This is a genomic window from Affinirhizobium straminoryzae (assembly GCF_007004135.1).
GTDB classification, from domain to species: Bacteria; Pseudomonadota; Alphaproteobacteria; order Rhizobiales; family Rhizobiaceae; genus Neorhizobium; species Neorhizobium straminoryzae.
In genome coordinates this window covers 24691-45133 of record NZ_VJMG01000043.1, presented here as the reverse complement: position 1 = coordinate 45133, position 20443 = coordinate 24691, and the positions used below count along the sequence as shown (strand labels likewise).

The following is a 20443-nucleotide window of genomic DNA, read 5'->3' as shown; positions in this document are numbered from 1 at the left end:
CCGGCAAGGCTGGACGCGGGGGTTAGCCCACCCGCTCCACAAACCCGTCCAGCACGCGCTTTTCGCCGGCGCGGTCGAAGTTGATCGTCAGCTTGTTGCCTTCGACGGAAACGACATTGCCGTTGCCGAACTTGATGTGGAAGACGCGGTCGCCGACCGCGAATTTGGACGGCGTGTCGGCCACGGATTTGGCGATCAGTTCGCCGTCGATCGTCTTCGCGCGCGGGCCGCTTTCGCCATAGCCGATGCGTTCCACCGCATGGCCGGAGCGGCTGCCCCAGTTGTCGCGGGTGGCATCGGTCTTGTTGGCCTGGGCGCGCTTCCAGCCGGGTGTCGAATAGGAATTGGCGAAGGGATCGGCCTTGTCGAAGCGTGACTGGCCGTAGCCGCCGCGCCCGTAACCGCCATAGCTGCTCTCGGATTCGGCGACATCCACATGTGCCGGCGGCAGCTCGTCCAGAAAGCGCGAGGGCATGGTGGATTGCCAGAGCCCGTGGATGCGCCGGTTGGAGACGAACCAGATGTGGCAGCGGCGTTTTGCGCGCGTCAGGCCGACATAGGCGAGGCGGCGCTCTTCCTCCAGACCGGAGCGGCCGCCTTCATCAAGCGCCCGCTGGTGCGGAAACAGGCCTTCCTCCCAGCCGGGCAGGAAGACGGTCTCGAATTCCAGACCCTTGGCCGAATGCAGCGTCATGATCGACACCGCATCCATGTCCTCATTCTGCTCGGCATCCATCACCAGCGAGACATGTTCGAGGAAGCCGCGCAGGCTCTCGAAGGCTTCCATCGACCGGATGAGTTCCTTCAGGTTCTCCAGCCGGCCCGGGCCTTCCGCCGACTTGTCGTTCTTCCACATGTCGGTATAGCCGGATTCATCGAGAATCTGTTCGGCCAGTTCCGTGTGGGGCGTGTTTTCCAGAAGCTCGGACCAGCGCTTGAAGCTCTGGATCACGTCGAACAGCGCTTTGCGCGCCTTTGGCTTCAGCTCGTCCGTCTCGATGATGTCGGCGGCTGCGGCGAGCATCGGGATGTCGCGGGCGCGGGCGTAATCGTGCAGCGCGCGCACCGTGGTGTCGCCGAGGCCGCGCTTCGGCGTGTTGACGATGCGCTCGAAGGCGAGATCGTCGGCCGGCTGGCAGACCAGGCGGAAATAGGCCATCGCATCGCGGATTTCGAGCCGCTCATAGAAACGCGGGCCGCCGATGACACGATAGTTCAGGCCAAGCGTGACGAACCGGTCTTCGAATTCGCGCATCTGGAACGAAGCGCGCACCAGGATCGCCATGTCGTTCAGATTGTGTTTCTTGCCGGTCGAATCGCCGCGCTGCAGCTGCTCGATGGTTTCGCCGACGGCGCGCGCCTCTTCCTCGGAATCCCAGGCGGCGTGCACCACCACCTTCTCGTCGTCAGGTTCGCGGCGTTCGGTGAACAGCGTCTTGCCGAGGCGGCCCTCGTTATGGGCGATCAGGTGGCCGGCCGCGCCGAGGATATGTTCCGTGGAGCGATAGTTCCGCTCCAGCCGGATGACCTTGGCGCCTGGAAAATCCTTCTCGAAGCGCAGGATATTGTCCACCTCCGCGCCGCGCCAGCCATAGATCGACTGGTCGTCGTCGCCGACGCAGCAGACATTTTGCGGCACGTCCTTCGGGCGCTGGGCCAGCAGCCGCAGCCACATGTACTGCGCGGTGTTGGTGTCCTGATACTCGTCCACCAGGATATAGCGGAACTTCTGGTGATAGTCCCTCAGCACATCCGGGTTGCGGCGGAAGAGATCGATGGGGTGCAGCAGCAGATCGCCGAAATCGCAGGCGTTTAGCGTCTTCAGCCGCGCCTGATAGGCGGCGTAAAGCTCACGGCCCTTGCCGTTCGCAAAGGCGCGCGCATCGCCCTCCGGAATATCCTTGGGCGTCAGCCCCTTGTTCTTCCAGCCATCGATCATGCCGGCGAACTGGCGGGCCGGCCATCGCTTGTCATCGAGGCCCTCCGCCTGGATCAGCTGCTTGATCAGCCGGATCACGTCGTCCGTATCGAGAATGGTGAAATCGGAGCGCAGGCCGACCAGTTCGGCATGACGGCGCAGAAGCTTCACGCCGATGGAGTGGAAGGTGCCGAGCCAGGGCATGCCCTCGACTGCGCCGCCGACCAGAACGCCGATACGCTCCTTCATCTCGCGCGCCGCCTTGTTGGTGAAGGTGACGGCGAGAATCTGGCTCGGAAAGGCGCGGCCGGTCGCCAGAATATGGGCGATGCGCGTGGTCAGCACGCGCGTTTTGCCGGTGCCGGCGCCGGCCAGCACGAGGACAGGACCGTCCACCGTTTCCACTGCCTCGCGCTGCTCCGGATTGAGGCCGGAGAGATAATCAGGCGCCCGGTGCTGGTCGCGGGCCGCCATGGCGCGCGCGGCAATGCCGAGGCCGCCGGTGGCATGCTGGCTCTGCTGCGAAGCAGGCGGCACGGGCGGCGTGGTCGGTGTGCGGCGCGGGGCGTGATCCGGTTCCTCGTCGAAGAACGGAATGTCATCGAAACTGTTCGTCATCAGGCCAATCTAATGATTCCGGGGCGACAAGGCCATAGAGCATGTTCTGGTTTTATTCCAGAGCGGCCGGCATTTGCAGACAAATGCGGCAGAACCGGTCGGTGCTGCGGCAAATTTGCGGCGGCCTGCGTCATGCTCACGTCAGAGTGATCGCGCAAACGTTACATTTCGGCAAGGTTGGACACGTTGGCATTGCCGTCGTTTTCACAAAACATGATACTTCGCGCATAAGTCGTCAGTTCGGGAGTTGTGATGCGGATCTGGAAGCAAGTCACCCTCAGTCTTGCCGTTCTTTCGGGCGGCCTCTGTCTCTGGCTTTTTGTTCGTCCGGATGCTGCATCGACACTGGTGAACCTCGGAGTGCCTCGTCCGCTGGTGTCCTTCCTCGCGCCTGCCGGACAAGGCACTGGCGCCCAAGGCACTGGCAAGCCATCTCTTCCGTCTGGGGCCCAGCAGGTTGCGCAGGGCGCAGGCCAGGCGGGGCAGGGCAGTGGCGCGGCGCGCGGTGTGCTGGTTGTCACTCGGCAGGTCGAGACCGGTACGGTCAACGATCACCTCAATGCCATTGGTGACGGACAGGCCATCCAGTCGGTGGTGGTGATGCCGCAGGCCAGCGGGACCGTGACGGAAATCCGTGTCGCTTCGGGCCAGAAGGTGCGCAAGGGCGATATCTTGGCGCGCCTCGATGACGACGAGCAGCGCATCGAACGCGACAAGGCGCAGGTGGCGCTGCGCAGCGCGGTCGAGAAGTCGCAATCCTACAGGAATCTGCAGTCGGTCGCGCGGCTCGATGTGCTGGATGCCCAGATTGCCGAGGAATCGGCGCGGCTTGCGCTCGGCACCGCCGAACTCAACCTGCGCCGCCGCGACATCGTGGCGCCCATCGATGGCGTGGCAGGTATCGTCGCGGTCAATATCGGCGACAACGTTACCCCGCAGACCAGCATCGTGATGCTGGACGACAGGTCGCAAATCCTCGTCGATTTCTGGGCGCCGGAACGCTTCGTCACACAGTTGAAGCCCGGCCTTGCCGTGGAGGCAAACGCCGTCAGCCGTCCCGGCCAGACCTTCCGCGGCGAGGTGCAGTCGATCGACAACCGCGTCGATTCCGCCAGCCGCACCATCCGCGTGCGCGCCCGCATCGACAATGCAAGCGACCTCTTGCGCGCCGGCATGTCCTTCAGTGTGGCCATGCGCTTTCCGGGCGATTCCTATCCGGCCGTCGATCCGCTCTCGGTCCAGTGGGATGCGGAGGGTGCCTATGTCTGGGCGGTGGAAGAGGCAAAGGCCCGCAAGGTGCGGGTGAAGATCATCCAGCGCAATCCCGACCGCGTGCTGGTGGAAGCGGCGCTGGAGGGTGACGATCATGTGGTGACCGAAGGGCTGCAGCGGGTGCGCGAGGGCCAGCCGTTGCGGGTGCAGGGGGCGTCCCCGCAGAAGGTGGCGGAGGCGCAGCGCACATGAGCGAGAACACCCCGCGTGATCACAACAGGCTTTCGCCGGACAACGGAAAGTCCACCTTCACGGCGCTGTTCGTCCGCCGCCCGATCCTCGCTGCCGTCCTCAATACCCTGCTGGTCGTTGCCGGGCTTGCGGCGCTGGTGGGCGTGGAGGTGCGCGAACTGCCGGATGTGGACCAGCCCGTCATCACGGTGCGAACCACCTATGACGGGGCCTCGCCGCAGACGGTCGATCAGGAACTGACCCAGGTGATCGAGGGGGCCGTGGCGCGCGTCAGCGGGCTGAAGGCGCTCTCTTCCTCTTCGCAGTTCGGTTCGAGCCGCGTAACGATGGAATTTTCCGACTCGGTCAATCTGGCCGAGGCCGCCAATGACGTGCGTGATGCCATTGGCCGCGTCACCTTCCAGCTGCCCGAAGATGCCGACGAGCCCCGTATCGTGAAGGCGGATTCCGATTCGCAGCCGATCATGCGTCTTGCCGTCACCTCCTCGACGCTCTCGATGGAAGACCTGACGCAGATGGTCGACAAGGTGATCACCGACCGTCTGGCGGCCGTCGATGGCGTGGCCGACGTGGAACTCTACGGCGACCAGGAAAAGATTTTTCGCGTCGACATCAATCAGGCGGCGCTTGCCAGTCGCGGTCTGACGGTGGCCGATGTGGCGACTGCGCTTGCCAGCGCGGCCCTCGACGTGCCGGCGGGGTCGCTCACCAGCCGCACGCAGGATATCGTGGTGCGCGCCACCGCCAACCTCGCGACGCCGGAGGATTTCGGCAATGTGCTGATCAAGGACAGGATCCGGCTGCGCGACGTCGCCAATGTGATGCTGGGGCCGGACGACCGGTCCACCACGCTGCGCTCCAACGGCGTGCAGGGCATCGGCCTTGGCGTGATCCGACAGGCACAGTCCAACACGCTGAATATCTCGACCGGCATCAAGGCGGTGGTTGACGAGTTGCAGAAGGCAATGCCCGTGGGCACGCGCATCTTCATCACCAGCGATGATGCTGTCTTCATTCGCGGCGCCCTGCACGAGGTGGAGCTGGCGCTCGGCCTGTCCGCGCTGATCGTCGTTGTCGTGCTCTATCTGTTCCTGCGCGACTGGCGGGCAACGCTGATCCCGGCGCTGACCATGCCGGTGGCGCTGATCGGCACGCTGACGGCGATCTATCTGGTTGGCTTTTCGATCAATATCCTGACGCTGCTTGCCATCGTGCTGGCAACAGGCCTTGTCGTGGACGATGCGATCGTGGTGCTGGAAAATATCGTGCGCCGGCGCAGCGAAGGCATGGGGCCGCGGGCCGCCGCCGTCATCGGCACGCAGCAGGTGTTCTTCGCCGTGCTCGCCACCACGGCGACGCTGGCGGCCGTGTTCATTCCGCTCTCCTTCCTGCCAGGCCAGATCGGCGGCCTGTTCCGTGAATTCGGTTTCGTGCTGGCGTTCGCGGTCGGGCTTTCCTCGATCACGGCACTCACGCTTTGCCCCATGCTGGCCTCGCGCATGCTGACGCGGCCGATGCAGGAGCCGAAGGGGCTGCTCTCCGCCTTCGGCGATCTCTTTGCGCGCACCTATGCCGCAAGCCTGCGCTTCTGTCTCAATGCGCCGCTGGTGGTAATCGCCGGCTCGCTGCTGTTCGGCTTTGCCGCCTTCGTCACGTTCGGAACCGTCAAGAACGAACTGACGCCACGTGAGGACCGGGCGGCGATCCAGCTTCGGCTGACGGCGCCGGAGGGCGTCAGCCTCGAATACACGCAGGACCAGCTGAAACGGGTGGAGGAAAACCTGCAGCCGCTGCTCGATTCCGGAGAAATCCAGAACATTTTCTCTATTTCCGGCATGGGCAATTCCACCAATAGCGGCTTCATGGTGCTGACGCTGGCACCGTGGGACGAACGCAGCCGCAGCCAGAACGAGATCGCCAATGACGTGAACGCAGCCGCCGCAAGAGTTCCGGCGCTACGCGGCTTTGCACTGCAGAGCAACAGCCTGCGCATCCGCGGCGCAGGCAACGGGCTGCAGGTCGCGCTCGTCGGTGCCGATCATGCGCGGTTGACCCAGGCGGCGATCAAGCTTGTTCAAGCCATGGAGCAGAGCCCCGCGTTCGAGACGCCGCGGCTCGACAAGGAGCCGACGCAGGCGCAGCTCTCCGTCTCCATCGATCGTGAGCGCGCCTCCGATCTCGGTATCGATATTTCCGGTCTCTCCGCCGCCATGCAGGCGCTGCTGGACGGCCGTTCGGTGGTCGACGTCTTCGTTCAGGGCGAGGCGATCCCGGTCAAGCTCACCTCCAGCCTGCAGCCGATCAACGATCCGACCGATCTCGAAAACATCTTCCTGCGCACCGGCGATGGCAAGGTGGTGCCGATATCGACGATCGCGACGTTGCGGGAAGGGGCTGTGGCGCCGGAGCTGAACCGCGAGCAGCAGCTTGCTTCCGTCTCGCTGTCGTCGGGCCTCAAGAGCGGCGTATCGCTCGGCGATGCCCTGAGCGAGGTGCAGCGCCTGGCAGCACCCCTCCTGCCGGACGGCGCCCGCCTGATGCCCCTTGCCGAAGCCAAGACGCTTGGCGAGAATTCGAGCGGCATGGCGATCACCTTCGGCTTTGCCATTGCCATCATCTTTCTGGTGCTGGCAGCGCAGTTCGAGAGTGTCTTGTCCTCGGTCATCATCATGACGACGGTGCCGCTCGGTCTGGCCTGCGCCGTCTTCGCGCTTGTGCTGACGGGATCGAGCCTCAATGTCTACAGCCAGATCGGTCTCGTGCTTCTCGTCGGTGTCATGGCGAAGAACGGCATCCTGATCGTGGAGTTCGCCAATCAGCTGCGGGACCACGGCGAGGGTGTTCGCCAGTCGATCGAACGGGCCTGCAGCCTGCGCCTGCGGCCGGTGATGATGACGATGATCGCCACCATTCTCGGCGGTGTGCCGCTGGTGCTGGCGCAAGGAGCCGGTGCCGAAGCGCGCATCGCGCTCGGCTGGGTCATTGTCGGCGGACTGGGGATGGCGACGCTGGTGACGCTCTATATCACGCCTGTCGCCTATCTTCTGCTTGCCCGCTTTGCCAAGCCGCATGCCCATGAGGAGCAGCGGCTGCAGGACGAACTGGAGCGGGCGGGGCATCGCGCTGCCAATGCCGAGGAAAAGCCGCTGCTGGCGGCGGAATAGGTGTGTCGCTGGACGAAGCAGGGGCGGGCGAAGACGGCCGCACCTGTTTCGCATATGGACAACCCCGGATGTCTCCCTTACCAAGCGGGGAAGAGACTGACGGCCATGACCGGCCGGATCTGGAGGCATGACCATGGTAATGAGAGACGTGCAGACCGGGCAGCGCAACGAGGAGGGCATCGCTGCTGTGCTCGGTATCCTGAAGCAGCAGCTTGGCGAAAAACTCCAGACCGGTCAGGCCTTTCGCGAACAGCATTCCCACACCACCACCTATCTGCCGCGGCAGATCCCGGATGGCGTGGTCTTCGCCGAAAGCGTCGAGGATGTGAAGGCCGTGGTAAGGGCCTGCGCCACGCATCGGGTGCCGGTCATTCCCTTCGGTACCGGCTCGTCGCTGGAAGGGCAGGTGAATGCCCCGAGCGGCGGCATCTCGCTCGATTTTTCCCGCATGGACAAGGTGCTGCGCGTCTCGCCCGAGGATCTCGACGTGACGGTGCAGCCGGGCGTCACCCGCGAGGCGCTGAACACCTATCTGCGCGATACCGGCCTGTTCTTCCCGATCGATCCCGGTGCCAATGCCTCGATCGGCGGCATGACGGCGACGCGCGCCTCCGGCACCAATGCTGTGCGCTATGGCACGATGAAGGACAATGTACTCTCGCTGACCGTGGTGACGGCCGACGGCGAGGAGATCGTCACCGGCACGCGCGCCAAGAAGTCGTCGGCCGGCTATGACCTGACGCGCCTCTTCGTCGGATCCGAAGGCACGCTGGGCGTCATTACCTCCATCACCCTGAAGTTGCAGGGCATTCCGGAAAAGATCGGCGGCGGGGTCTGCTCCTTTCCCACGGTCAAGGCTGCCTGCGATGCGGTGATCATGACCATCCAGATGGGCATCCCGGTCGCGCGCATCGAGCTTCTCGATGAAATGCAGATGCGTGCCTGCAATGCCTATTCCGGCCTGAGCTATGACGAGAAGCCAACGCTGTTCGTGGAATTCCACGGCACCGAGGACACGGTGCCGATGCAGTCGGAGCAGTTTTCGATGATTGCCGCCGAATGCGGCGGCGAGGATTTCCAGTTCACCGGCGACGCGCAGCAGCGCGCCAAGCTGTGGAAGGCGCGTCACGATGCCTATTGGGCGGCGCGGGCACTGGCGCCGCATCTCGGCGCCTTGTCCACCGACGTCTGCGTGCCGATTTCGAGGCTTGCCGATTGCGTGGCCGAGACCCATGCGGATATCCGCGACAGCGGGTTCCTGGGGCCGATCGTCGGCCATGCCGGCGATGGCAACTTCCACATCCTGCTGCTGTTCGATGAAAAGGATCCGGCCGATATTGCCCGGGCCGAAGCCTTTGTAGAGCGGCTGAACCGCCGGGCGCTGTCGATGGACGGCACCTGCACCGGCGAGCATGGCATCGGCCAGGGCAAGATGAGCTTTCTGGAGCAGGAGGCGAGTTCGTCGCTGCCCCTGATGCGGGCCATCAAGAAAACGCTCGATCCGCAGGATATCTTCAATCCCGGCAAGATCTTGCGTCCGGGCGCGTGAACATTCACCGGCCTGTGGCTTGAAGCATGTACTGGCGGACCTAAACTCGAAAACGCCAGACAAGGAGAATGACTAGGTGCTTGGACGGATCATGCTCTTGATCGGCGGCCTCGTGGTTGTCGCCCTGTTCACGGCCTTGCTGGCGCCGTTCTTCGTGGACTGGTCCAATTTCCGGCGTGACTTCGAGGACCAGGCCAGCCGTATACTGGGCAAGAAGGTCACGGTGCACGGTGCCGTCGATGCGCGCATCCTGCCCTTTCCCTCCGTCACGCTGCATGATGTGCGCGTCGGGCAGGACGTGGACGGCACGCCGCTGGTGCAGGTGGCGCAGTTTTCCATGGATATGGAACTTGCCCCCTTCCTCTCCGGCGAGGCGCGCATCTTCGACATGCGCATCGATCGGCCAAAGGCGCGCATTCGCCTGTTGAAGGACGGTCGCCTGGACTGGATGCGCGGCAGCCGCGCCGAAATCCCTGCCCGCAACGTGGTGCTGGAGGATGTCCATGTCATCGGTGGCGAGGTGGAGTTCATCGATGAGGCCAGCGGTCGCACGCGCCGGCTGACCGGTTTGACCGCGGAAATGTCGGCGCATTCGCTGGCGGGACCCTGGCGGGCCGAAGGCAATGCCACCCTTGACGGCTACGAGGCGAAGTTTTCGCTTTCCAGCGCCGAGGCGGACACGAATGCGCATGTCGTGCCGCTGCGGCTGAAGCTCTGGCCGGATGTGCAGCCGGTCGAGGTGCAGATGGACGGCGCCTTATCTGTTGCGGATGGCCGTCCGGCCTACAAGGGTGACTTCAATCTCGCCTTCGTCGAGCAGCCGGTAAGCCCGGTCGTGGCCCCGGGCGTCAAGCCGCCACCGCCGCCGCGCACCAAGGGCAAGTTCGAACTGACCAACGACCGTATCCGCATTCCCCAGTACCGGCTGGAGGCGGGCGCGCTCGATAATCCCTATGTTGTCACCGGTGAGGCAACCCTCGATACCGGCGACAAGCCGGAATTTCTGCTGACGGCCGAAGGACAGCAGGTGGATGTGAACCGTCTCACCAGCGACGCCGTCAAGGGCAAGACGGCGCGCGATCCGCATGCTTCGGCGCAGCGCCGGCTGAATGCGCTGGTGGAGATGGCGGCGCGCATTCCTGTGCCGCCGGTGCCGGGACGCGCCACGATCCGCCTTCCGGCGATTGTGGCCGGCGGCACGACGATCCGTGAGGTCGAACTGAACCTGCGCCCGGCCGGCAATGGCTGGAACGTGGACAATGCGGTCGCCGTTCTGCCGGGCCGCACCCAGGTGGAGGCCCAGGGGCTGCTGAAGCTGCAGGATGGTCCCTCCTTCGTCGGCACCATGCTGCTCGCCTCGACCCAGCCCTCGGGGCTTGCCGACTGGCTCAAGGGACAGGTCGATCCTGCCATACGCCAGTTGAAGAGCGCCGGCTTTTCGGCGCGCGTCAATCTCACGCCGGAACTGCAGCGCTTCGAATCGCTGGAACTGGCTGTCGGGCCGGCCCTGCTGAAGGGCCGCGTCGAGCGCCAGTCGCATGCCGACCGCATGCCCGATCTCAGCATGGATCTGTCCGGTAACGAGATTGACCTCGATGCGCTGCGCGCGCTGGGTTCGCTCCTGACGGACGAGGATGCCGGTCAGATGGTCCTCGATCACCGGTTGGCCGCGCATCTGAAGGCGGATCGGCTGACGATGCTCGGCATCGCCGCCAACAAGGTGGAAACCACCTTCGCGCTCGGGGCCGGTTCGGTTTCGCTGGAGCGGCTGACGATCGGTGATCTGGCCGGGGCGAGGATCTCGGCGCGCGGCAAGGCAGAGGGCTCCTTCCTCGCCTATTCCGGCAGCGGGTCACTGAGTTTCAACGCGGCAGACCCGCAATCCTTCATCGCCATGCTGCGCCAGCAATTGCCGCGTCATCCGCTGCTCGACCGGCTGGCCGCGAATGCCGGCTTCTATGCCGATACCAGCCTTCAGGCGAGCGTCACCCTCGGCAATGGTCTTGCCGCGCGGGTGACAGGCACGGTCAATGGCAGCAAGGTGGATGGGGATGTGGCGCTGCCGAATCTGTTCGATCTGACGGCGCCGACGGAACTGCGCGTGGCGGTCACGGCCAGCAATCCTGAGGCGTCCACGCTGCTCGGGCAGGCGGGCCTCGACATCCTGCCTTTCGATGGCGATTCCGGAGCCACGCTGTCGCTCGATCTTTCCAGCGTCGATGGTGCACCGGCTACGACGAAGCTTTCCTACCAGACCGACCGCACCCGCTTTACGGCCGCAGGGACGCTGGCGCTATCCCCGCAGACATTCGGCGAGGGCACGCTTGTCCTCGGCCTGCAGAGCAGCGACATCGAGCCGACGCTGATGACGACAGGGCTCGGCCTGCCGCAGTTCGGAGTCGGGTTGCCGCTCGATCTGAACGGCAGCATGACGGTGGCCGCGAAGACGATCGGTATCTCCGGCCTCACCGGCACGATTGCCGGCAATGCCGTTTCGGGTGAGGTCTCGATGGATCGCGCCGCTCTGGTGCCGACCGTCTCCGCCAGGCTGTCGCTTGGCGCGCTCGACCTGTCCTGGCTTGCGGAGGCCGTCTACGGGCCCTTGAACGATGCCGGCACGGGGGCGGTCTCGGCCAAACCTTTCGCGGCGCCGCTGTTTGCCGGCTGGGATGTGACGGCGGATGTGACGGCGGCAGCGCTGACGACGCCAGGTTTCGGCACGGTGGAGAAAATGTCCGGCCGGCTTGCCGCCAAGTCCGGCGGCATTGCCCTCGACAATCTGGCCGGGACCTGGATGAATGGACGGGTGGCCGGCCGGCTCTCGCTGTCGAACAGCGGCGGCGTTGGCCTGTTCCAGACGCGCCTCTCCGTCGACGGTGCCGATCTCGCGGCCCTTGCCTGGCGGCAGGGCGACACACCGGTCCTTCGCGGTCGCCTCGGCGGCGAGCTTGCGGCGGAGGCTACAGCCAGGAGCCCGCGCGATCTCTTGTCCGCCGTTAGCGGTTCCGGGGCGATCCGTCTGAGTGACGTGTCCCTGCCGATGATCAATGGCAATCTTCTTCCGGCCCTGTTGCCCAAGGCGGATGCGATCGAGGGCGAGGTGACCGCCGCAAAGGTGCTGCCGTTCGTCCGCGACCTCGTGCATGCCGGTAGCGTTCAGATCGGGACCGTCTCCGTGCCCTTCACCATCAATGGCGGTCTTGTGCGGGCGCAGAATCTGATGGCGCGGGCGGGTGATCTCTCGCTGGGCGGCGAGCTGCGTGTCAACATTCCCCGGCATCTGCTCGGTGCCGAACTGCAACTCGCCTACGACGCAGGCGAGAACGCCATCGAGGGCGGGCAGCCGTCAATCCGGCTGTCCTATTCTGGTGACCTGACCGATCCGGAGGAAGGCCTCGATGTCGAGGCCATGACCAATTTCCTGTCGCTGCGAGCCTTCGAGCGGGAACGGCGGCGCGTTGAAACCCTGCAGGCCAGCGTGCTCGAAAAGCAGCGCCTGCGCCGCGAGGTGATGCTCTATACCGCGCGCGAGAACGAGCGTCGCGTGGCCCGTGAAAAGGCACAGCAGGAAGAGCAGGCCCGCCGCGAAGACGAGCAGCGACGCCAGGCGGAGGCCGAGCGGCAGCGTCAGGAGATCGAGCGTCTCCAGCGCGAACAGGCGCCCGTCTTGCAGGTGCCGCCATTGGGTGAGTTGATGCGGCCGGGAACAGCCATGCCAAACGCGCCGCCCGGCAACTGATCACGACGTCTCGCGCGCGACGGTGGGGTCGAGGCGCTTGCCGCCGCGTCGGCCTTTAACCCGTCCAAGGCGGAGGAAGGCTATTCGCCCGTCAACCCGTCGGCTTTCGGCGCCCCATGCTGCTTGATCCAGGAGAGCACATGGAGACGCAGCGCCGAGGAGAGATTGCTGTCCGGTTCGCGGGCATCGTCGATTTCGGCAATCAGGCCGGCTAGGCTCATGCGGCGCGTGGCCGCGATGGCCTTGAGATCCGCCCAGAAGGCGTCTTCCAGCGAAAAGCTGGTGCGGTGGCCGTGCAGCGTGGCTGAATGCTTGCGGATCACGACCACCTCACATCCTGATTCAAGAGGTTTTCGAACTGATTCCGGTAATGGGTGCAAGTGTCTGGAAACAAAGCGGTTTGATCATGTGAGGGCAGGTCACTCCGCCTTGTCGTCGTCGCCCCTGGGCTCCAGGCGTCCCTGGTCGAGGCGGCGCGCGGCCTGGTCGTTCAGCGCCCGGGTGAGCTTCTTTTCGTCCTTCGTGCGACCGAAGGTCAGGCGGTTCTGGTCCGCCTGCCTGTCCTTTTCGCTGCGCGCCTTGGCCTTGCGGAACTGGCGAAGATTGACGACATCCCCACTCATCGGCGCACCTCCCGGGGCTTACTGCTTCTTGCGGAAGGCATCGAGGGAAACGACGGAAGCAGGCTTCTTCTCCTCGCCGGCACCCTGTTCTTCCGCGGCCTGCGGCTTGGCCGCAGTCTCCACGGGATAGGCGGTGATTTCCGCAGAGCTTTCGTCTTCCTCGGCCAGCGGAACCTCGAATTCCAGCTCGAAATTCACGGAAGGATCATAGAAGCCGCGAATGGCGTTGAAGGGGATGACCAGCTTCTCCGGCGTGTCTGAGAAGGACAGGCCCACTTCAAAATGGGTGTCGGTCACCTTCAGGTCCCAGAACTGGTGCTGCAGGACGATGGTCATCTGCTCGACATACTTTGTCTTGAGGTGCTGCGAGATGCGAACACCCGGCGCGCCGGTCAGGAACGTGATGAAGAAATGATGATCACCCGGCAGCCGGCCGGTGGCGGCCACTTCGGTCAAAACCTTGCGGATGACGCCGCGCAGGGCGTCCTGTGCCAGAATGTCGTAACGGATGTGATCCTGCCCCATCGGTGCCTTCTTCCAATCAATTTCGTCTTGTTCCGGCGATTTGCCATTGCCTGTTATAAGGCACCTCCGCCGCTCGCGGAAGTCCCGCACGTGCCTGTGGCATGGTCTTGGCGAAAAACAGGGAAAAGGGAAGGTGAAGGCTTCTGTTGCCAGGTGCCTTCGGACCCCGCCTCAAGGGGCTAACCTAGAGGACTTGGAGCGGAATTCCCGCACCGCCATTAGGCAGCGAGAGCGTATTCCTTAGCGTTGTTGTCGTTTGCAACTACACTTGTGACCCGATAACGGCGGTATCATGCCGAGCAAAAGTTCGATCTTTACGCCCTTGTCGATCCTATTTCGCCCCCATCAGAAGCCGGTCTTTCACACGGAAAAGACCGACCGGTTTCTGGTGGAGGCGCCGGGTACCGCCCCCGGGTCCAATAGGTTTATTACACCGACCGTTTATTGCCATAGCCGGAGCAAGCCCCGGCACTCCCCATATAGGAGTTTCCGGGGAGGATGAAAAGGCCTCTGTCGTGCAAACGTCATCGGCGCGCCTTTCTGCTGGGTGAGGCCGGGTTCACAGCGTCATCGTGCCGGTGATCACCGTTGCCACTGAGCCGCCGATCCACAGGCCATTGCCGTCCTGTTGGACCGCAACGCGGCCGGCCCGGCCGATCGCGGTGCCCTGGGCTGCGACATAGCGTGCCGGTGCAAGGCCTGCGCTCGTCAGCCAGCAGGCAAGGCCGGCGTTCAGGCTGCCGGTCACCGGATCCTCGAAGCCCGCGGCGGTAAAGCCGCGCACCTCGATATCGGCATCGGTGGCGTCATCGGCCGTGCAGCGGGCGAAGATGCCGACGCGCATGCCCCTGAGACGCTGGAAATCCGGCATGACCGAGAGAACCGTCTGACGCGAGGCGAGCAGCACCGCCAGCCAGCCCGGCCCGTTGTCCACCCATTCCGCCGCCAGCGCTGCCTCCCGCGGCAGGCCGAGACCCTCCATGATGCGGACGAGGATTGCCTCCTCCACGGCGCCGGTGCGCAGCATGGGCGGCGCCTGGAAGGCAAGCGTCTCGCCGCTCCGCCGGACCGGGATGAGGCCCGCGCCGCATTCCTGTATCACATGATCGCCGGCGGGCCTGCCGCCGGCCTCCAGCCAGGAATGGCAGGAGCCGAGCGTCGGATGGCCGGCAAAGGGCAGTTCCTCGCGCGGCGTGAAGATGCGCACCCGGTAATCCGCGCCTGCCCTTGTCGGTTTCAGCAGGAAGGTGGTCTCGCTGAGATTGGTCCAGCGGGCGAAGGCGGCCATGTCGGCATCCGAGAGGCCGTCTGCGTCATGGACAACGGCCAGCGCATTGCCGCGCAGCCGCTCGCCGCTGAACACGTCGACCTGGCGGAAGGAAAGGGGAGTGGTCATGGATCGTCTCTCCGGCCTTGCGATTCGGGATGCCTCTGGCGGCCTCATCCTATTCGCGGCAAAGCGGGCGGGGCGGCAAGCCCGAAAGGCGGGGATTGGTTCGCCCGGCCCTGTATCTTGGCGGTCCGCCCGCCTATGATGCGCGCGACGAATCTGGACGGCAGGACAGGGCATGAAACAGTATCACGATCTTCTTCGCCACGTGATGGAGAACGGCACCGATCGCGGCGACCGCACCGGCACCGGCACGCGCTCCGTCTTCGGTTACCAGATGCGCTTCGATCTGTCGGAGGGCTTTCCGGTGCTCACGACGAAGAAGCTGCACCTGCGCTCCATCATTCACGAGCTTCTGTGGTTTCTGAAGGGCGATACCAACATTGCCTATCTCAAGGAAAACGGCGTTTCCATCTGGGATGAGTGGGCAGACGACAAGGGCGAACTCGGACCCGTCTATGGCTACCAGTGGCGTTCCTGGCCGCGGCCGGAAGGCGGCAGCGTCGACCAGATCCAAAACCTTGTCGAAGGCATCCGAAAAAACCCCAATTCACGCCGCCACATTGTTTCTGCCTGGAACCCGGCGCAGGTGGACGAGATGGCGCTGCCGCCCTGCCACTGCCTCTTCCAGTTCTACGTGGCGGACGGGAAACTGTCCTGCCAGCTCTATCAGCGCTCCGCCGATATCTTCCTCGGCGTGCCCTTCAATATCGCCTCCTATGCGCTGCTGACCATGATGGTGGCGCAGGTAACGGGGCTGAAGTCCGGCGACTTCATCCATACGCTGGGTGACGCGCATCTTTATGCCAACCATTTCGAGCAGGCGAAAACCCTTCTGCAGCGCGTGCCGAAGACGTTGCCGGTCATGAGGATCAATCCCGACGTGACCGACATCTTCGGTTTCCGCTTCGAGGATTTCGAACTGGTCGGCTACGAAGCGGATCCCAACATCAAGGCACCGGTGGCGGTATGAACGACGCGCCTGTTCCCGTTGTCCTGATTTCTGCAGTGTCGGAAAACAACGTCATCGGTCGCGATGGCGACATGCCGTGGAAGCTGTCGACGGATCTGAAGCGGTTCAAGGCGATGACGCTCGGCAAACCGGTGATCCTCGGGCGAAAGACGCTGGAGAGTTTTGGCGGCAGACCGCTGCCGGGGCGCCCGCATGTGGTGATTACCCGCAATCCCGCGTTGCAGGTGGAGGGGTGCCGCATGGTCGCGTCGCTGCCGGAGGCTCTGGTGCTGGCCCGGCAGATTGCCGCCGAAACCGGTGCCGCGGAAATCTGCGTGATCGGTGGCGGCGAGATCTATGCCCAGGCGATAGACGATGCCGACCGGCTCTACATCACCCATGTGGAAACACAGATTCCCGATGGCGATACCTTCTTTCCGGCCATCGATCCTGCCCTCTTCGAGAAGGTCGAGGAGATCGCGGTGCCGGCCGGTGAGAAGGACAGCTTTCCTACCCGTTTCACAACTTATCGTCGCCGGCCTGCGGCAAACTGAAACATTTCGTTACCTTACACCGGGAAGTGAGACTGCCCTGCGTTGAAAGCAGCCCTTCGCATACCTATAACGGGGCATGACCCGATTGCTGCGTGTTCCATGCGGCGGCTGGCGGGGTGGGAGTGACACGAACAAAGAGGTTTTGATGCCCTGGAGCAATCAGAATGGCGGCGGCCCCTGGGGGGGCGGCGGCGGCAACAATCAGGGGCCATGGGGTCAAGGCCCCAATCGTCCGCGTGGCGGGGGCGGCGGTGGCAACAATGGTGGTCCGCCGGATCTGGAGGATATCATCCGCCGCAGCCAGGACAGGCTCCGCAACATTGTTCCCGGCGGCTTCAACGGCGGTGCCTTCCTCATCGTTCTGCTGATCGTGCTTGCCTTCGTCGGCATCCAGTCCGTCTACACCGTGCAGCCGGATGAGCGTGGCGTCGAGCTGCGCTTCGGCAAGCCGAAGGACGAAATCTCCGGTCCGGGCCTGCATTTCCACTTCTGGCCGATCGAGACCGTCGAGATCGTCAAGGTGACAGAGCAGCAGTTGAACATTGGCGGGCGTGGCAATGCCAGCTCTTCCGAAGGCCTGATGCTGTCCGGCGACCAGAACATCGTCAACGTGCAGTTCTCGGTCCTGTTCACCGTCACCGATCCGCGCACCTATCTCTTCAATCTGGAGGCGCCGACCGCGACCCTCCAGCAGGTCGCCGAAAGCGCCATGCGCGAGGTCGTCGGTCGTCGTCCGGCGCAGGATGTCTTCCGCGACAACCGTGAGCAGATCTCCACGGAAGTACGCGACATCATCCAGGGTACGATGGATACCTACGGCTCCGGTATTGCGATCAATGCGGTGCCGATCGAGGATGCCGCGCCGCCGCGCGAAGTGGCCGATGCCTTCGAGGAAGTCCAGCGCGCAGAGCAGGACGAGGATCGCTTCGTCGAGGAAGCCAACCAGTATGCCAACCAGCAGCTCGGTCAGGCCCGAGGTCAGGCAGCCCAGGTTCGCGAAGAAGCCTCCGCCTACAAGGATCGCGTCGTCAACGAGGCGACCGGTGAAGCACAGCGCTTCGTTTCGATCTACAACGAGTATCGCAATGCTCCGGACGTGACGCGTGACCGCATCTATCTGGAAACCATGGAGAACGTGCTGAAGAATTCCAACAAGGTCATCCTGGACGAAAAGCAGGGTGCCGTGCCCTACCTGCCGCTGAACGAGATGATGCGTCAGAACAGCCAGGCAGCCGGCGCCGCGAACCGGGGAGGCAACCCATGACTTCGAACCGTCTCCCGGCCACCATCATCGGTGTGGCGATCCTGTTGTTCCTCGCCTACTCCTCCATCTTCGTGGTGAGTGCGCGCCAGCAGGCCATCGTGCTGCGCTTCGGTAATATCCAGGACGTGAAGACCGAGCCCGGCATCTACTTCAAGCTGCCCTTCGCCTTCATGGATGCCGACCGTGTACAGTACATCGAAGATCGCGCGCTGCGCTTCGATCTCGACAATATCCGCGTGCAGGTGCGCGGCGGTGCCTTCTATGAAGTGGATGCCTTCGTGGTCTACCAGATCACCGATGCCCGCCGCTTCCGCCAGACCGTTTCCGGCGATCGCGATTCGGCGGAAGCGCGCCTGCGCACCCGTCTCGATGCAGCGCTTCGTCGCGTCTACGGTCTGCGCAACTTCTCGGCAGCGCTCTCCGACGAACGCTCCTCGATGATGCAGGAAGTGCGTGCCGACCTGCAGAACGCCGCCGAATCGCTCGGTCTCGTGGTCCGCGATGTCCGCATCCGCCGCACGGATCTGACCCGCGAAGTCTCGCAGCAGACCTATCAGCGCATGCGGGCGGAACGTCTGGCCGAGGCCGAGCTGATTCGCGCCCGCGGTAACGAAGCCGGTCAGCGTCGCCGCGCCATCGCCGACCGTCAGGTCGTCGAGATCGTGTCCGAAGCGCAGAGGGATTCGGAAATCATGCGCGGTGAGGGCGATGCCGAGCGCAACCGCATCTTCGCCGAAGCCTTCACGCGTGATCCTGCCTTCTTCGAGTTCTACCGCTCGATGCGTGCTTATGTCGGCGCGCTCTCGGACAAGAACACGACCATGGTGCTGTCGCCCGACAGCCAGTTCTTCCGCTACTTCAAGCAGAGCGGCGATCCGGCACAGGCGGCTCCGGCGGCACCGGCTGCGGCTCCGTCCAACTGATCCCGGCAAGGGGCGGCTTCAAGCCGCCCCTTCTCGATTCAAAGGGGGTGTTCATCTTCTGGGGACTCACGAAAAGGTAATTTCCTCCGCCCTCTTTCCGCCTTATGCTTTGTGACACATGGCGATTTGCAACCGAGGATGCCTGATGGTGAACCCCCTTCGATTGTCCCTGCGACATTCCCTGGCGACCGTGATGGCGTTGACGCTGTCGGCCACGTCGTTTGCGGGGCCGGTGCGTGCCCAGACAACCGTGCAGGCGGCGCCGTCCGTGCGTGTGCCGGGCGGGCCGGCCTCCGTTGCAGATCTCGCCGAAGGCCTTCTGGATGCCGTGGTGAACATCTCCACCTCGCAGAGCGTGAAAGGCCAGGGCAGCGGGCCGCAGAAACCTGTCGTGCCCGAGGGCTCTCCCTTCCAGGACCTGTTCGATGACTTCTTCGATGGCCAGGGCAAGCCGCAGGACAACCGCAAGGTCAGTTCGCTCGGGTCCGGCTTCGTCATCGATCCGTCCGGTTATGTGGTCACCAACAACCATGTGATCGAGGGCGCCGATGACATCGAGGTGATCTTCCCGAACGGCAACAAGCTGAAAGCCAAGCTCGTCGGCACGGATACCAAGACCGATCTTTCCGTGCTGAAGGTGGAATCGAAGACGCCGCTGAAATCCGTGCGCTTCGGCGATTCCAAGAAGATGCGCATCGGTGACTGGGTGATGGCCATCGGCAACCCGTTCGGGCTCGGTGGTTCCGTCACCATCGGCATCGTCTCGGCGCGCGGCCGCAACATCAATGCCGGCCCCTACGACAATTTCATCCAGACGGATGCGGCCATCAACAAGGGCAATTCCGGCGGTCCGTTGTTCAACATGAACGGCGAGGTGATCGGCATCAACACCGCGATCATTTCCCCGAGCGGCGGCTCGATCGGCATCGGTTTTGCGGTTCCGACGGAACTCGCCCAGAACATCGTGCAGCAGCTGATCGAATTCGGCGAAACGCGGCGCGGCTGGCTCGGCGTGCGCATCCAGCCGGTCACGGATGATGTTGCGGAAAGCCTTGGCTTGAGTGGTGCACGCGGCGCCCTCGTTTCCGGCGTCATCAAGGGTGGTCCTGTGGACGACGGTACGATCAAGGCCGGCGACGTGGTTCTCTCCTTCGATGGCAAGCCGGTCAAGGAAATGCGGGATCTTCCGCTCGCGGTCGCCGAGAGCCCTGTCGGCAAGCAGGTCGATGTGGTGGTCCTGCGCGACGGCAAGGAGCAGACGGTCAAGGTGACGCTCGGCCGCCTGGAAGACAGTGCTGCGGCGGAAGATGCCGGCCAGGATCCGGCTGCCGGCGAGGACAAGGGCAGTGCCGACAAGGGAAGCCCGAACCAGGGAGCCCAGGGCAAGGGATCCCAGGGCAAGGGAAGCGACAGCCAGGATGACGTAAAACCGGAAGATCCGGTCGAGCTTCTCGGCATGACGCTGACCATTCTGGACGATGCGCGTCACAAGACGTTCGGCATTGCCGAGAGCGTGGAAGGCGTGGTCATCACCTCCGTGGAGCCCGGTTCGGTGGCTGCCGACAAGGGCCTGAAGGCGGGCGAGGTGATTGTCGAAGTGGCGCAGGACTTCGTCTCGACTCCCGGCGATGTCAGCGATCGCATCGATGAACTGAAGGGCGAGGGGCGCCGCAATGCACACATGATGATTGCTGGCGCGAGCGGCCAGTTGCGGTTCGTGGCGCTGCCGCTGGAGTAGGATTGGTCCGAAAGCCGGCAGA

The 20443-nt window shown here is 64.0% G+C and carries 14 protein-coding genes and 1 other RNA gene; 9 read left to right on the top strand and 6 right to left on the bottom strand.

Annotation, left to right across the window (positions count from 1 at the left end; all coding sequences use genetic code 11):
* Positions 1-22: 22 nt before the first annotated feature.
* Positions 23-2536, bottom strand: coding sequence for an ATP-dependent helicase (locus FNA46_RS15285; RefSeq protein WP_143126074.1), 2514 nt, complete (start codon positions 2534-2536; stop codon positions 23-25).
* Positions 2537-2788: 252 nt separating this feature from the next.
* Between FNA46_RS15285 and FNA46_RS15280 the strand changes: the two genes are divergently transcribed.
* From FNA46_RS15280 to FNA46_RS15265, 4 genes are all read left to right on the top strand, one after another.
* Positions 2789-4000 carry an efflux RND transporter periplasmic adaptor subunit gene (locus tag FNA46_RS15280; protein WP_143126073.1) on the top strand — a complete coding sequence of 404 codons (1212 nt, stop codon included), beginning with the start codon at positions 2789-2791 and terminating at the stop codon, positions 3998-4000.
* Entirely contained in the window at positions 3997-7164 is a 3168-nt protein-coding gene (locus tag FNA46_RS15275; protein WP_143126072.1) for an efflux RND transporter permease subunit, read from the top strand. The genes FNA46_RS15280 and FNA46_RS15275 overlap by 4 nt, the downstream gene beginning before the upstream one ends.
* Before the next feature lie 133 nt (positions 7165-7297).
* Entirely contained in the window at positions 7298-8713 is a 1416-nt protein-coding gene (locus tag FNA46_RS15270; protein WP_143126071.1) for an FAD-binding oxidoreductase, read from the top strand.
* Positions 8714-8789: 76 nt separating this feature from the next.
* Complete coding sequence (locus tag FNA46_RS15265; protein WP_143126070.1) at positions 8790-12452, top strand: AsmA family protein; 3663 nt, start codon at positions 8790-8792, stop codon at positions 12450-12452.
* Positions 12453-12532: 80 nt separating this feature from the next.
* Here FNA46_RS15265 and FNA46_RS15260 read toward each other — a convergent pair whose 3' ends face one another.
* The 5 genes from FNA46_RS15260 to FNA46_RS15240 form a co-directional block, all read right to left on the bottom strand.
* Entirely contained in the window at positions 12533-12775 is a 243-nt protein-coding gene (locus tag FNA46_RS15260; protein WP_143126069.1) for a ribbon-helix-helix domain-containing protein, read from the bottom strand.
* A 96-nt stretch (positions 12776-12871) separates the two neighbouring features.
* Positions 12872-13075: a DUF4169 family protein gene (locus FNA46_RS15255; protein WP_143126068.1), complete on the bottom strand. Its 204-nt coding sequence runs from the start codon at positions 13073-13075 to the stop codon at positions 12872-12874.
* Between the two features lie 18 nt (positions 13076-13093).
* On the bottom strand, positions 13094-13600 hold the full coding sequence (locus FNA46_RS15250; RefSeq protein WP_143126067.1) for an SspB family protein: 507 nt from the start codon (positions 13598-13600) through the stop codon (positions 13094-13096).
* Between the two features lie 132 nt (positions 13601-13732).
* Positions 13733-14109: a transfer-messenger RNA gene (ssrA, locus tag FNA46_RS15245) on the bottom strand.
* A 50-nt stretch (positions 14110-14159) separates the two neighbouring features.
* Complete coding sequence (locus tag FNA46_RS15240; protein ID WP_143126066.1) at positions 14160-14996, bottom strand: PhzF family phenazine biosynthesis protein; 837 nt, start codon at positions 14994-14996, stop codon at positions 14160-14162.
* A gap of 172 nt (positions 14997-15168) precedes the next feature.
* Between FNA46_RS15240 and FNA46_RS15235 the strand changes: the two genes are divergently transcribed.
* The 5 genes from FNA46_RS15235 (at position 15169) to FNA46_RS15215 (ending at position 20421) form a co-directional block, all read left to right on the top strand.
* Entirely contained in the window at positions 15169-15963 is a 795-nt protein-coding gene (locus FNA46_RS15235; protein ID WP_143126065.1) for a thymidylate synthase, read from the top strand.
* The gene (locus tag FNA46_RS15230; protein WP_143126064.1) at positions 15960-16496 is read left to right on the top strand and encodes a dihydrofolate reductase; all 537 of its coding nucleotides are present in this window, start codon (positions 15960-15962) and stop codon (positions 16494-16496) included. The genes FNA46_RS15235 and FNA46_RS15230 overlap by 4 nt, the downstream gene beginning before the upstream one ends.
* A gap of 145 nt (positions 16497-16641) precedes the next feature.
* Positions 16642-17760 (top strand): FtsH protease activity modulator HflK, encoded by a 1119-nt coding sequence (gene hflK, locus FNA46_RS15225; protein WP_143126063.1) that lies wholly within the window; start codon positions 16642-16644, stop codon positions 17758-17760.
* Positions 17757-18683 (top strand): protease modulator HflC, encoded by a 927-nt coding sequence (gene hflC / locus FNA46_RS15220; protein WP_143126062.1) that lies wholly within the window; start codon positions 17757-17759, stop codon positions 18681-18683. The genes hflK and hflC overlap by 4 nt, the downstream gene beginning before the upstream one ends.
* A 145-nt stretch (positions 18684-18828) precedes the next feature.
* Positions 18829-20421, top strand: coding sequence for a Do family serine endopeptidase (locus FNA46_RS15215; RefSeq protein ID WP_143126061.1), 1593 nt, complete (start codon positions 18829-18831; stop codon positions 20419-20421).
* Positions 20422-20443 lie beyond the last annotated feature (22 nt).